We start from the raw sequence: 13,586 nt of genomic DNA, 5'->3' as shown, positions 1-13,586 counted from the left end.
TTGCGTGCCGCGTCGCGCAGAAGTTTCGGGGCCGTCAAGGAATCCGCGGAAATGTTTCGCGGGTGTTGCGCGGCGGCCGGGTCACACTTGTCCGCGCAGTACGTGCTTGAGGATCTTTCCGCTGGGATTGCGCGGCAGTGTCTCGACCGTCACCACCTCGCGCGGCAGTTTGTAGCGAGCGAGCTTGTCGGCGAGGAACTCGCGCACCTCGTCGAGCGTCAGTTCGGTCCCGTCGACGGTGACGCACATCGCGACGACCGTCTCGCCCCATTCGGGGTGCGGACGGCCGATCACCGCGACGTCCGCCAGGCGGGGATGCGCGCGCAGCACCTCCTCCACCTCCTGCGAGTGGACGTTCTCGCCCCCGACGATGATCACGTCCTTCAGTCTGTCGACGATGTAGAGGTAGCCGTCCCGGTCCATCCGTGCGACGTCGCCGGTGCGGAACCAGTCGCCGACGAAGCAGTCGGCTGTGGCGGTCTCGTTGTTCAGGTAGCCGATCATCCGGGTGTCGCCGCGCAGCCAGATCTCGCCCGTGTCGCCGGGACCGACGTCGCGTCCGTCGGCGTCGACCAAGCGCAGGTCGACGCCGACCATCGGACCTCGGCCGATCGAGCCGGCCTTCGCCAGTTGCTCGTGGGGATACAGGGCCGTGCCCGCCGGCCCCATCTCGCTCATGCCGTACACCTGAAAGAAGCGGTCACTGCGGTAGGCCGCCACCAGCCTGCGGGCCGTGGCCTCGCCGAGCGACGCGCCGCCGTACAGCCACTTCGACACGGTCGACAGGTCGTGGTCGGCGAAGTCGAGCGCGCCGGCGTCGGCCAGTTGCACCGGCAGGAGGTACGCGATCGGCGAACCGAAGAAGGCGGTGATCCGGTAGCGCTCGACGGCGGGCAGCAGTTCGGCCGGATGGAACTCGCGCATCAGAACAGTCGTCGCACCGAGGGCGATCATCGTCAGCAGCCAGTCGTTGAGCGGCGCGGCGTGCCAGATGGGCATCGCGAGCAGGAACCGCTCGTCCTGCGTGAACCCCAGGGTGGCCGCGAGCGCCGGCGCCAGGCCGGACAGGGTGCGATGCGTGTGCAGGCAGCCTTTGGGCGAACTGGTGGTCCCCGACGTGTAGAGCACCTGCGCCACCGAGTCGAGGTCCGAGTCGACGGCGCCCGGGACAGGAGCGGCGGCGCGGACCGACTCGTCGAAGTCGGGCAGGCCGTCGTGAGCGCTCTCGGTGGTGAACCACCGGAACCCCGGCGCGCCGGCCACCGCGGTCTCGGCGAGGGATCCGGAGACGACGCCGACGACCGCGCCGCTGTGCTCGAGCGCGTAGGCCACCTCCGGCGCGGCGAACTTGTGGTTGACCGGAACCAGCGCGGCACCCGCGAACCAGGCGCCGAACGCCGCCACGACGAACCCCGGCGTGTTGTACGTCATGACCGCCACCCGGTCGCCCGGCCCGACACCGGCGCCGATGAGCACCGACGCCGCACGTCGCGCCCGGTCGAGGAGCTCGCTGTACGTGATCTCCTCCTCGCCGTGGACGACGGCGGCTTTGGTCGGATTCAGGCGCGCGCTGCGCTCCAGAGTGGCGGTCAGATGCATCGAGACGCTCTTTCGAAAGACGACGGCCTCGGGAGGCCGGGGAGGGAGGGTGCGGTGGTGTGGACCGTGGGCCGGTCGCGCCGGATTCAGGCGCGGGCGACGATTCCCGCGAGGTCGAGTGCCGAGTCGAGGACGCCGTACATGTGGCCCGGATCGGCGATCCGTCCGGCGACGAATGCGTCGGTCACCGACTCGGGCGCCTGCCGGATGAGGATCGAGCCCTGCAGCGCGATCGCCATCGATTCGGTGAGCCGGCGGGCCACTGCGGGAGCGCCCGCGGGGTCGGCGGACGCCTGCGCGACGAGTTTGCGGGTCTTCTCGACGTGGAGGTCGTACTCGCGATACACCCCGAGTGCGCGCTCGAACTCGTTGTCGACCGCCTCCACGGACATCGGGTCACGCATCATGGCACGCAGGACGTCGAGTGCGATGACATTGCCCGACCCCTCCCAGACCGCCATGACCGGCTGTTCCCGGTACCGGCGCGAGAGCGGGAAACCGTTCTCGCAGTAGCCGTTGCCGCCGAGACATTCGAGCGCCTCGTAGGCGTGGTTGGGACCGCGTTTGCAGACCCAGTACTTGCCGACGGCGGTCGCGAGCCTGCGGAAGGCCGCGGACTCGTCGGCGTCGTCGTCATAGGCGGCGGCCAGTCGCATCGCGGTCCAGATCGCGGCCTCGGCCTCCACCTGCAGGTCGGCGACGACGGCGGTCATCGCCGGCTGGTCGACGAGCCTCGCGCCGAAGGCCGAGCGGTGGCGCACATGCCACGCCGCCTCGGCCACTGACTGGCGCATGCCCGCGGCGCTGCCGATCACGCAGTCGAGCCGGGTCTGGTTGACCATCTCGATGATGGTCCGTACGCCCGCGCCCTCGTCGCCGAGGCGCCAGCCGACGGTGCCGTCGAACTCCACCTCGCTCGAGGCGTTCGACTTGTTGCCGAGCTTGTTCTTGAGCCGCTGGACGTTGAAGACGTTGCGGGTGCCGTCGGGCAGCACGCGCGGCACCACGAAGCAGGTGACGCCCGGAGCGGTCTGGGCGAGCACCAGGAAGGCGTCCGACTGCGGTGCCGAGCAGAACCACTTGTGGCCGGTGATCGAGTACATGCCGTCCGACAACTCCACCGCGCGGGTGGTGTTGGCGCGGACGTCGGAGCCACCCTGCTTCTCGGTCATCGCCATGCCGAAGATCGCCGAGGTCTTCTGTCCGGAACCGAGGTCGTGCCGGTACTCGCGCGAGAAGACACGCGGAAGCCACTGCTCGGCGAGCTTCTCGTCCACTCGCAGCGACGGGACGACGGCATGCGTCATGCTCACCGGGCAGGCGTGGCCCGGCTCGATCTGCCCGAACTGCATGAACATCGCGGCCCGCGCCACGTGCGCACCCGCGCGCGGGTCCGACCAGCAGCTGGTGTGGGCGCCGTGGGCGATCGCGTCGCCGATGATGCGGTGATAGGCCGGGTGGAAGTCGATGTCGTCGATCCGGTTGCCCCAGCGATCGTGGGTGTGCAGTTCGGGGGTGATCGTGTTGGCGAGTTCGGCGTCGCGCTGGAAATCGGCCCGGCCCACCAGGGCGCCTGCCTCGGTGAGCGCATCGGCGGCCCATCCGGCGCCGTAGACGTTCACCGCCTCCACCAGCGCTGTGTGGCTGGTGAACTCGTTGACGTCGACGCGGGCGGGCGCCTGATTGAAGACCTCGTGTGTGGCGGGCATGGCGGCGGGCTCCTTCGGTTGATCGATCGGGGTCTGTCGGTTCGGTTCAGACCGGCGCGGTGGCACCCAGCGCCAGAAAGCAGAATCGGCGGATGGTCGCCACCAGCTCGGCCGGGTCGGAGTGCGGAAGCGGTGCCGTGTCCGGGTCGAGCGCTCCGACGAGCGCTTCGGAGATCGCTCCCATCACGGCCGACGCCACGACCGGCGCGTCCTGGTCGACGAACACTCCGGCGGCGACGCCGTCGGCGATGATCCGCTCGCCGAGCTCGCGGTACGACTGCCGGAGATGCAGACGTTCGGCCTCCACCGTCGGTATCACCGGCTCGAAGAGCAGCGACCACGCCAGGCGGCGGCCGCGAAGAGCGCGGTCGGCGAAGACGTCGATGAGCGTGCCCAGCTCCCGGCCGGGATCGCCGCCGACCGCCTCGACCGCGCGGCGCACCTGGTCGAACTCGTAGCCGGCGGCGTCCCGGAAGACCTCGGCCAGGAGCGCCTCGCGGTTGTCGAAGTACGAGTACACCGATCCGACGCTGACTCCGCTCCCCTCGGCGATCGCCGCGACGGTAGCGCCGGAGAAACCGGAGTCGGCCACGATCCGGCGCGCCGTCGCGAGGATCGAGGCACGTTTGGCCTCCGCACTCCGTCGGGTGGCCGCGGTCGGTCGGTACGCCATCGTCACCTCTCAGCCCGGGGTCAAACTTTGAATCGCGATTCAACTGTTAGAAGAATTGAATCACGATTCAACCGAAGTCACAAGGGGGTCGGAGAACAAGATCGTCCCTGTGACGGACCGGCGAGGGCGATATGTCCTCGACTGTCCGTCACAGGGACGATCCTGGCGACTCAGTTCGGTACAGACGCCGGTTCGGTACAGACGTCGGTTCGAAAAAGCAGCGCGCTACAGCAGCGCGTCGACGAATGCCTCCGGCTCGAACGGAGCGAGGTCGTCGGCGCCTTCGCCGAGCCCGACCAGCTTCACGGGGACGCCGAGCTCCTCCTGGATGCGGAACACGATGCCGCCCTTGGCGGTGCCGTCGAGTTTGGTGAGCACCACGCCGGTCAGCGAGACCACTTCGGCGAACACCTTGGCCTGCATCAGACCGTTCTGGCCGACCGTGGCGTCCAGGACCAGCAGCACCTCGTCCACCACGGCCTTCTTCTCGACCACTCGCTTGACCTTGCCGAGCTCGTCCATCAGGCCCGCCTTGGTGTGCAGACGGCCCGCGGTGTCGATCAGCACCACGTCCACGCCTTCGGTGATTCCGGTGCTGACGGCGTCGAAGGCGACCGAGGCCGGGTCGGCACCCTCCTTGCCGCGGACGATTCCGGCGCCGACGCGCTCACCCCAGGTCTGCAGTTGGTCGGCCGCGGCGGCACGGAAGGTGTCGGCGGCGCCCAGCAGCACGCGGCGGCCGTCGGCCACCAGCACGCGCGCGAGCTTGCCGGTGGTGGTGGTCTTGCCGACGCCGTTGACCCCGGCCACCAGCACGACCGCCGGTCGGTCCGCATGGGGAAGGGCCCGAACGGAGCGATCGAGTTCGGGATGCAACTGCTCCACGAGGACCCGCTTGAGGGCGGCGCGCGCGTCCTCGGCCGAGCGGACCTTGCCCGTCGCCAGTTCCTCACGGAGCCGTTCGGTGACCGTCGACGTGGCGGCGGTGCCGAGATCGGCCATCACCAGCGTGTCCTCGATCTCCTCCCAGCTGTCCTCGTCCAGATCGCCCGCGCCGAGCAGCCCGAGCACGCTCGCGCCGATCGCACCCTGCGACCGCGACAGGCGCCCGCGCAGGCGGGAAAGCCGTCCCGCGGTCGGCGCGATCTCGTCGAGCGCTGGAGCGGTGTCGACGGGTGCCGGTTCGGCGACAGGTGCGGGTTCGGCCACGGGCTCGGGTTCTGCGACCGGTTCGGGCTCGACGACCTGCTCGGGCTCGACGACCGGTTCCGGTTCGGCCGCCGGCGGTTGTACGACGGTGGTTTCGTCGGTCTCCGGCTCGACCTGAGCGGCAGGCTCGGGCTCGGCGACGGGCTCCGGTGTGGGCGGCGTCGGCGGCTCCGGACGGTCGAGGGTCGCCGATCCCGCCCCGCCCTGGCTGAAGGAGAATCCGGAACCGGCCTTGTAGCCCCCGGAACGATCGACTTGCCGTTGCGATCCGTCGGTGACCTGATCGGTCCCGGCGGCGGGCTCGTCCCGGAGCGAGATCCGGCGGCGGCGATTCAACGCGTAGCCGGCGCCGGCGACCAGGGCGAGGATGACGACGATCGCGATGACGATGCCGGCGATGAGTTGGGTGTCCACTGGAGAAGTTGTCCCTTCAGCTCGTGGGAGCGGAGTCGGTTGGTGAAGTCGAAGGATCGGGTGCGGCGGCGGCCGGGGTCACGTCCACCCCGCGCAGTCGTTGGGAGATCACCTGGGTGATCCCGTCGCCCCGCATGCTCACGCCGTAGAGCGCGTCCGCGATCTCCATGGTCGGTTTCTGGTGGGTGATGACGATCAGCTGAGACTTCTCCCGCAGCTGTTCGAACAGGGAGATGAGCCTGCGCAGATTTGCGTCGTCGAGGGCGGCCTCCACCTCGTCCATCACGTAGAAAGGCGAGGGCCGCGCCCGGAAGATCGCGACGAGCATGGCGACGGCGGTCAACGACTTCTCGCCGCCGGAGAGCAACGACAGTCGCTTCACCTTCTTGCCCGGCGGCCGCGCCTCCACGTCCACCCCGGTGGTGAGCATGTCGTCCGGATCGGTCAGGACCAGCCGGCCCTCGCCCCCGGGGAACAGCGTCGCGAAGACCTGGACGAACTCTCGCTCCACGTCGGCGTACGCATCGGTGAAGACTTGGAGGATCCGGGCGTCGACGTCGTCGATGACGTCCATCAGGTCTTTGCGCGCAGCCTTCACGTCCTCCAGCTGCGCCGACAGGAAGTTGTAGCGTTCCTCGAGGGCCGCGAACTCCTCCAGGGCGAGCGGGTTCACGCGGCCGAGTGTCTTGAGGTCCTTCTCCGCCTTGCGCGCACGCATCTCCTGGGTGGCGCGGTCGAACGGCATCGGCGCGGGGGCCACCACTTGTTCGCCGCGAGCCTTGGCGTCCTCGTACTCGCGCACCTCCAGATCCGACGGCGGCATCGGGACATCCGGTCCGTACTCGGCCACCAGGTCGTCCGGCGCGATCGCGAACTGTTCGAGCACCTGCTCCTCGAGCTGTTCGATGCGCAAGGCGGCCTGCGCTCTGGCGAGTTCGTCGCGGTGGACGGCGTCGCGCAGTTTGTTCATCACCGTGCTGAGCTGGTCCACCTGCGCCCGCAGGGCGTCCACCTCGGCCGTGCGCTGGGAACGGATGGCTTCGAGTTCGTCGCGAGCCTGCGCCGCGTCGGTCACGGCCGCGGCCACCGCGTCCGCGAGTCGTTCTCCGGTGTCGGCCACCGCACTCGCCACGCCGGCCGCGTACTTGCGGAGAGCGTCCTGGCGCCGCTGGCGCTCCCGATTGGCCCGCTCGTTGGCCGCCGCGCGACGCAGACTCTCGGCCTTTCCGCGCACCGACGCCAGGCGTTCCTCGGCGGTCCGCAGTGTCAGACGCGTCTCGACCTCGGCGGACCGAGCGGACGCGACTTCCGCCGCGGCGGCATCGCGCATCGCTCTGTCGCCGTCGGCGACCGGCTCTTCGGCTGCACCGTCGACGGCGCGGGCCAGGCGCTCCTCCACCTCGGTGAGCTTCTCGAGATTCTCCGCGCGGCCCTGTTCGACGAAGTTGCGTTGCCGCACGAGCCGGTCGGCCTCATCCCGTGCAGCACGGATGTCCGAACCGAGACGCCCGAGCGACTCGTAGGCCGCCCCGAGGTTCGCGTCGGACTCGTGGAGGGCAGCGAGCGCCCCCTCGGCGTCCTCACGCGCCCGTTCCTGTTCGGCGATGGCCGCGGCCAGCTCGGATTCCAGACGCAGTGCCGTCTCCTCGGCGGCCGCGAGGTCGTGTGTCGCGGTATCGATCGCGGACTGCACCTCGATGGTCGACGGCCGTCGTGCGGATCCGCCCTCCACGCTGGCCGAGGAGATGCGGTCGCCGTCGCGCGTGACGCCGACCACTCCGAGCTCACGGGCCAGGTCCAGCCCGGTCTCGGGATCGTCGACGACGATCGTCTCGGCGAGCAGCACGTCGAGCGCGCCCGCCACCTCGTCGGGTGCGGTGACCAGGTCACGGGCCCACACTGCACCGTCGGGCAGCGACGGCCGACGGTCGGGGTCGACGCCGGGCAGTCCCCCGACGATGAGGGCCGCTCGCCCGCCGTCGCCGCTGCGCAGTTCGCGCAGGGCCCGCACCGCGGCGAGCGCGTCGACCGTCGTGATCGCATCGGCGGCCGGCCCCAGCGCTCCCGCCATGGCGGCTTCGTAGCCCGGCTTCACCGTCAGCAGCTCCGACAGCGGCACGAGGACGCCCTCGGTTCCGCGTTCGATCAGCCAGGCCCCGCCGTCACCGCGTTCCAGACCGACCGAGAGCGCTTCGATCCGCGCGCTGAGCGACGCGATCGATCTGGCGGTCTCGCGCTCACTCTGGCGGAGCCGTTCGACGGTCGCAGTGGCCTCGGCCAGCGCCGCCGCACATCGTTCGTGGTGCTCATCGAGGCCGCGTTCGGCGTCCTCGAGGATCCTGACCCGCGCCACCTCCTGATCGAGGGCCGCCTGCGCGGTGTCGGCCCGCTCGGCGGCCGCCTCGATCGACGCCGTCAGCCGGGCGGTCTCGGCGTCCACCGACTCCACCTTGGTTCGCAGGTTCGCGGCCTCGCCCTCCAACCGCGCCAGACCCTCGCGGCGGTCGGCGACGGCCTGCACCGCGGCCAAGTGCGCGCGCTCGGCCTCGTTGGCCACCTGCTCGGCGGCCTGCAGCGCGGCGGTCGCGTACTCCAGCCGCTCGGCGGCCGCCTCGACCGCCTCGGTGTGCTCGGCCTCAGTCATCGCAGCGCGTTCGGCCTGCCGTTCCAGTTCCTCGGGATCGGAACCGGAGTTGGCGACGCTCGGCGAGGCCAGGTTCGCCGCGCGTTCACCGGCGAGCCGCAACGTGCCGCCGACCCGCTCCGACAGTGCGCCGAGTTGGTAGAAGACGCGTCCGGCCTCACTCGCCGCGGGCGCCACCTGCGCCAGATGCTCCTGTGCTGCCGACAGCGCCTCCGTGGCGGCGTCCAGCGCGGCCGCCACCTCGTCCTGCTGTCGCCGGACGTCGGCCTCCACGGCGCTGTGCTGCGCCATCTCCTCGCGTCGCTTCACGAGGTCGTCGGCGGCCAGCCGCAAGCGGGCGTCGCGCAGATCGGCCTGGACGGTCGCCGCGCGCCGCGCCACTTCGGCCTGCCGGCCGAGCGGCTTGAGCTGGCGGCGGAGTTCCGTCGTCAGATCGGTGAGACGGTCCAGGTTGGCGGCCATCGCGTCGAGTTTGCGGACCGCCTTCTCCTTGCGGCGACGGTGCTTGAGGACCCCGGCGGCCTCCTCGATGAACGCGCGCCGTTCCTCCGGCCGGGCCTCCAGGATCGCCGCCAGCCGGCCCTGCCCCAGGATGACGTGCATCTCGCGGCCGATGCCCGAATCGGACAGCAGTTCCTGAACGTCCATCAGGCGGCACGAGTTGCCGTTGATCTCGTACTCGCCCGCGCCGTCGCGGAACATGCGCCGCGTCACCGACACCTCGGAGTACTCGATCGGCAGCGCGCCGTCCGAGTTGTCGATGGTCAGGGTCACTTCGGCGCGGCCCAGCGGGGCGCGACCGGAGGTCCCGGCGAAGATGACGTCGGCCATCTTTCCGCCGCGCAGGGCCTTGGCGCCCTGCTCCCCCATCACCCAGGTCAGGGCGTCGACGACATTCGACTTGCCCGACCCGTTGGGCCCCACCACACACGTGATGCCGGGCTCGAACCGCAGCGTCGTCGACGACGCGAACGATTTGAACCCTTTCAGGGTGAGGCTCTTCAAGTGCACGACCTGACAGCCTACCCGGATCAGCGCTCGACGAAGCCCGTCAAACCACCGCGTGCCGCCTCGAAGGACTCCACCACCAGATCGACTCGGCCGGGGGTGTCGGACGAGCGCAGCGCGGCCAGCAGTGCCGTCAGCGATTCATGCGGACCTTCGGCGACCACGAGCACCCGACCGTCGGGCTGGTTCGAGGCGTATCCCACCAGACCGAGTTCCAGCGCTCGCGACCGGGTCCACCAGCGGAATCCGACGCCTTGGACTCGCCCGTGCACCCACGCGGTGAGGCGCTGCATCACTCGGTCTCCATGGTGAGCGAGACCTGAGTTCCCGCCTTCAGGGTGCGGCCGACCGTGCAGACCTTGTCGATGGCGCGCTCGACGACCACGAGCAGGCGCTCGGCGGCCTCCGGGTCGAGTTCGGAGAGGTCCACTTCCAGGACCTCGTCCAGCTGCGGGTACCGCTCGTTCTCCCGGTCGGCGTCGCCCGAGACCCGCACGGTGGCGTCGTAGTCGTCGCCCAGTCGGCGCGAGAGCGGCCGGTCCGACGACATCCCCGTGCACGCGGCGAGTGCGATCTTCATGAGTTCACCCGGGGTGAAGACGCCCTCGACGTCCTCCGAGCCGATGAGGACCTGCGCCCCGCGCGAGCTCTGCCCGGTGTACCTCCGGGTTCCGGTCCGCTGGACCCACAGTTCAGTCATGTCGTCGTGCCTTTCATCTGCCGTTCGTGGAGGTGTTCACGTCTCGGTGTTCACGTCTCGGTGTTCACGCCTCCCCCGGTCGAACGCCGCCGGCCTCGCAGACCTTCCCGGCCGTCGGCGTTCCAAGACTGTTCAACCTACCGGGTGGCCGGCTCGCCCTGCGGATCGGCTTGAGGACGTCGAAGAGAGCGCGTCGCCGAGAACGGTGCGCTGAATCCGCCTCGTTCCGTTCGAGTGATTTGTCAGACCCTGCCGATATCATCGAATGTAAGTTCGAGGCACTCGAAGGGGAGGCGTGAACATGCATGTGAGGGAGCATTCCGGCTCGTCGGTGGTGGTCGACGACGGGTCGATCGTGATCCGGATCGGATGTCCGGCAGGTTCGACCGACGGGTCCGGTTCGGATGCGGCTGCGGTGTCGCGGGCTGATCGTGCCGCGTTGTTGACCTTCGCAGCGCGGGCTGACTGCTATCAGGGGTTGGTGATGTGGCATCGCTATCAGGCGGTGTACTCGCTGTATCGGGCGAAGCAAGCGGAATTAGAGGCCGACGCGTCGGTCGATGCGTACACGCGGTTGTTTGATCCGCAGTGCCAGATGGCGGCCTCGTATGCGACAGCGGCCGGGGTCCGGCAGTACGCGGGTGAGTTGTTCGTCGATCGGGCGATCGCGTGTTTCGAGCGGATTCCGTCGATCGGCCGACTGATGCGCGACGGGGTTCTCACTCCGGGGTGGTTCGTTCGAGCCGTGGAGCAGACCGCGTTGGTCGACGACGGCGACCTGCTCGCCTTCATTGATGCGGAGATCGCACATCGTCTGGCCGGAATGGGTGGACTGTCGGCGAACCGGGTGGAGTCGACCGTCGCCGCGATCGTGGCCGAGCACGACCCGGACGCCGCGACCCTGACTCGTGAGCAGGTCGCGTCGAGCAAGAAGGTGTCGGTGACGCCGGTCGCCGACGGCGTGTCGGAGATGGTGATCGTCGGCTCCACCGAGGACGCGGCGATCTCCCTCGGGGCGATCAACGCGCTCGCCGACGGCGTGTGCCCGTTCGACCCGCGAACCAAGCAGGCCCGCCGGTCCGACGCCGCTACCGCACTGCTGCAGCAGAGCCAGTTCACCTGCCTGTGCGAGCGGGACGACTGCGTCTCGGAGTTGGCGCCCGCGCAGATCGACGCGCGGCGCGCCCAGGTGATGGTTCACGTCGTGGTGCGCAAGGAGGCGCTCGACGGCGTGTCGCAGCTACCGGCGTACGAGGATGGCGTCGGTCCGATCTCCGCCCACCACGCCCGGGAGTTGGTGCGTCGTCCCGACGCGGTGATTCGCGAGTTGGATCTGGACACGGTGATCGCCGACTGCATGCGACACGCCGGTCGGTACCGCCCCTCGGCGGCGGTCGACACAGCCGTCCGCGCCCTGTTCGGCACCTGCACCGTCGCCGGCTGCGACCGCCCGGCGTGGAAGTCCGACCTCGATCACGTCGTCGAATTCGACCACCGCGATCCGGGCAACGGCGGGCCGACGTGCGTGTGCAATCTGAATCCGAAGTGCCGTTTCCATCATGGCGTGAAAACCCACGCCGAAGGGTGGGTCGATGATCAGATCGTCGACGCCAACGGCGTCATCTGGACCGAAGTCACCACGCCGGACGGGGTGACCGTCCGCCGACAGGCGATGAACCTGTGGCTGCTGCCCGAGCTCGGGCACATTCAGTGCCGGCACGGCGTGTCGTTCGGCATGTCGGACTCGCCCGCGACGCGCCCGGAGAACCGACACGCCGAGAATGAACCGGAACGGCGACTGATCCGCACTCAGGCCAAGCACCGCTACCGCACCCAGAGGCGCGCCGCCAACCGCCGACAGCGGGAAATCGCGACGGTCACCGACGGCGAGCCGCCGTTCTGAGTCCAGCGGCATCGGCGGAGCCGGTCGATCGCCACAGACTCAACCAGCCGTGACCGGCCGCGGGAGCCGTGTCCAGATGCAGACGCAGCACCTCGGTCAGCAACAGTTGCATGAGGTCAGTGACGATCGAATCGTCCCGGGTTTGATGGAGACAGGTTTGACCGGAAGGGACACTTGTTTCATGCCTCGCCCACCGAAGTACTCACCCGAGTTGCGGGACCGTGCCACACGGATGGCCATCGATGCTCGGAAGGATCCCGAGACCGCACCCGGAGCTCTGGCGCGGATCGCCAAGCAACTCGACGTCAACCCCGAGACCCTGCGGACCTGGGTCCGCCGCGTCGAAGACGGCCAAGCCGAAGCGCCTGGGGTCGAGACAGTTTCAGATATCGAGCGGATCCGCTTGTTGGAGAAGGAAGTTCGAGAGCTGCGTCGGGCGAACGAGATGGCGGATTCAAGCGGTCAGTGCAACGAGTCCTGTGAGATGAGGCAGTCACTGATCACAGGAGGATCCGGATGCAGGGCAAGCACGGTCATCTCAGTCGGGAGCAGAAGCGGCTGGCACTCAGGCTGCATGCGAGGGGTTGGCGGCTGGTCGACATCGCCAAGGAGATCGGCTGCAGCGCGCCGATGGTCGGGATCATGGCCCGCACCGGCAGGCACGCCGACGCCAAGCCGTTCGGCTGGGAGCCACGCCAGGGCTGCCTGACGATTGACGAGCGCGAGCAGATCCTGGTGGGGATCAATCGTGGCGACACCTTCACCGCGATCGCCGAGCACCTGGGGCGCGCGGTGTCGACCATCAGCCGCGAGGTGAAGCGCGGCGGTGGTCGCTGCGGCTACTCGGCATGGCATGCGCACGAACGCGCTCGCGATCAAGCTCGTCGGCCGAAGTCTTTCAAGCTCGCGTCAGGCCGGTTGCTCGAGGAGGTCTCCAGCCGGCTGGAGCAGTTGTGGTCCCCCGAGGAGATCGCGGCGCGCCTACGGTTGGATCACGCCGATGATCCGGAGATGCGCGTGAGCCACGAGACGATCTACCAGTCCCTGTTTGTCCAGGGCCGAGGCGAGTTGCGCCGCGAGTTGGCGCGGTGTCTACGGTCCGGAAGAGCGGCCCGAAAGCCCCGCGGCACCACTGACGGCCGCGGCCGGATCCCCGGCATGGTGATGCTCAGCGAACGCCCCGCAGAAGCCGACGACCGCGCCGTGCCCGGACACTGGGAAGGCGACCTCATCCTTGGCGAGGGCAGCCGCAGCGCGGTCGGGACGCTCGTCGAGCGATCGACGCGGATGACGCTGCTGTTGCACCTCCCAGATGGCAAGACAGCCGAGCAGGTCGAGGCAGCGATGCGCGCCGCGATCAGCAAACTACCGTCCTCGTTGGCCAGAACGATCACCTGGGACCAGGGCGCGGAGATGTCGCAGCACGCGGCGTTCACCACTGCCACGGGTATCCCGATCTACTTCTGCGATCCCCACTCGCCCTGGCAGCGCGGGAGCAACGAGAACACCAACGGCCTGTTGCGTCAGTACCTGCCCAAGGGCACCGACCTGAGCGCCGTCACCCGCGAGGAGTTGGACGCGATCCAGGACAGCCTCAACAGCCGACCGCGCAAGACTCTGGGCTATCTGACACCATCAGAGAAGCTCGCAGAGCTTCTTGCGCCCACCGCTTGAATCCGCCGATCTTGAAGACCGCGTCGGCTTTCTTCGCGGCCGAGCTCGACCGG

Annotated in this window: 10 protein-coding genes; 3 read left to right on the top strand and 7 right to left on the bottom strand. The window is 69.2% G+C overall.

All coding sequences use genetic code 11. The annotated features are described in order from the left end of the window. Window positions 1-81: 81 nt before the first annotated feature. From ABFX36_RS05190 to ABFX36_RS05160, 7 genes are all read right to left on the bottom strand, one after another. On the bottom strand, window positions 82-1,599 hold the full coding sequence (locus tag ABFX36_RS05190; protein ID WP_346075244.1) for a class I adenylate-forming enzyme family protein: 1,518 nt from the start codon (window positions 1,597-1,599) through the stop codon (window positions 82-84). Window positions 1,600-1,685: 86 nt separating this feature from the next. Continuing rightward, a complete protein-coding gene (locus ABFX36_RS05185; RefSeq protein WP_278127097.1) occupies window positions 1,686-3,308 on the bottom strand; it encodes an acyl-CoA dehydrogenase family protein in 1,623 nt (540 codons plus the stop codon). Window positions 3,309-3,354: 46 nt separating this feature from the next. Next, entirely contained in the window at window positions 3,355-3,981 is a 627-nt protein-coding gene (locus tag ABFX36_RS05180; RefSeq protein WP_045539699.1) for a TetR/AcrR family transcriptional regulator, read from the bottom strand. 225 nt (window positions 3,982-4,206) lie between these two features. Then, window positions 4,207-5,604, bottom strand: coding sequence for a signal recognition particle-docking protein FtsY (ftsY, locus tag ABFX36_RS05175; protein ID WP_346075241.1), 1,398 nt, complete (start codon window positions 5,602-5,604; stop codon window positions 4,207-4,209). Between the two features lie 16 nt (window positions 5,605-5,620). Continuing rightward, complete coding sequence (gene smc / locus ABFX36_RS05170) at window positions 5,621-9,259, bottom strand: chromosome segregation protein SMC (protein WP_346075239.1); 3,639 nt, start codon at window positions 9,257-9,259, stop codon at window positions 5,621-5,623. Window positions 9,260-9,279: 20 nt separating this feature from the next. Next, entirely contained in the window at window positions 9,280-9,549 is a 270-nt protein-coding gene (locus ABFX36_RS05165) for an acylphosphatase (RefSeq protein ID WP_006896669.1), read from the bottom strand. Next, the gene (locus tag ABFX36_RS05160; RefSeq protein WP_045540633.1) at window positions 9,549-9,956 is read right to left on the bottom strand and encodes an OsmC family protein; all 408 of its coding nucleotides are present in this window, start codon (window positions 9,954-9,956) and stop codon (window positions 9,549-9,551) included. The genes ABFX36_RS05165 and ABFX36_RS05160 overlap by 1 nt, the downstream gene beginning before the upstream one ends. Before the next feature lie 295 nt (window positions 9,957-10,251). On the opposite strand from ABFX36_RS05160, the gene ABFX36_RS05155 reads away from it, so the two are divergent. From ABFX36_RS05155 to ABFX36_RS05150, 3 genes are all read left to right on the top strand, one after another. Beyond that, the gene (locus ABFX36_RS05155) at window positions 10,252-11,859 is read left to right on the top strand and encodes a DUF222 domain-containing protein (RefSeq protein WP_346075235.1); all 1,608 of its coding nucleotides are present in this window, start codon (window positions 10,252-10,254) and stop codon (window positions 11,857-11,859) included. A 76-nt stretch (window positions 11,860-11,935) separates the two neighbouring features. Then, the gene (locus tag ABFX36_RS19030; RefSeq protein WP_428832041.1) at window positions 11,936-12,568 is read left to right on the top strand and encodes a transposase; all 633 of its coding nucleotides are present in this window, start codon (window positions 11,936-11,938) and stop codon (window positions 12,566-12,568) included. Continuing rightward, a complete protein-coding gene (locus ABFX36_RS05150; RefSeq protein WP_423201250.1) occupies window positions 12,451-13,533 on the top strand; it encodes an IS30 family transposase in 1,083 nt (360 codons plus the stop codon). Before ABFX36_RS19030 ends, ABFX36_RS05150 begins: the two co-directional genes overlap by 118 nt. Window positions 13,534-13,586: the final 53 nt, after the last annotated feature.

The sequence above is a fragment of the Gordonia cholesterolivorans genome, from assembly GCF_039531975.1.
GTDB classification, from domain to species: Bacteria; Actinomycetota; Actinomycetes; order Mycobacteriales; family Mycobacteriaceae; genus Gordonia; species Gordonia sihwensis.
This window is presented reverse-complemented; position numbering and strand designations above follow the sequence as displayed.

What these genes read in the sequence shown, in the direction of transcription:
- ABFX36_RS05190 (WP_346075244.1), bottom strand. Translation starts at nt 1,599, where the DNA reads ATGCATCTGACCGCCACTCTGGAGCGCAGCGCGCGCCTGAATCCGACC.
- ABFX36_RS05185 (WP_278127097.1), bottom strand. Translation starts at nt 3,308, where the DNA reads ATGCCCGCCACACACGAGGTCTTCAATCAGGCGCCCGCCCGCGTCGAC.
- ABFX36_RS05180 (WP_045539699.1), bottom strand. Translation starts at nt 3,981, where the DNA reads ATGGCGTACCGACCGACCGCGGCCACCCGACGGAGTGCGGAGGCCAAA.
- ABFX36_RS05165 (WP_006896669.1), bottom strand. Translation starts at nt 9,549, where the DNA reads ATGCAGCGCCTCACCGCGTGGGTGCACGGGCGAGTCCAAGGCGTCGGA.
- ABFX36_RS05160 (WP_045540633.1), bottom strand. Translation starts at nt 9,956, where the DNA reads ATGACTGAACTGTGGGTCCAGCGGACCGGAACCCGGAGGTACACCGGG.
- ABFX36_RS19030 (WP_428832041.1), top strand. Translation starts at nt 11,936, where the DNA reads ATGCAGACGCAGCACCTCGGTCAGCAACAGTTGCATGAGGTCAGTGAC.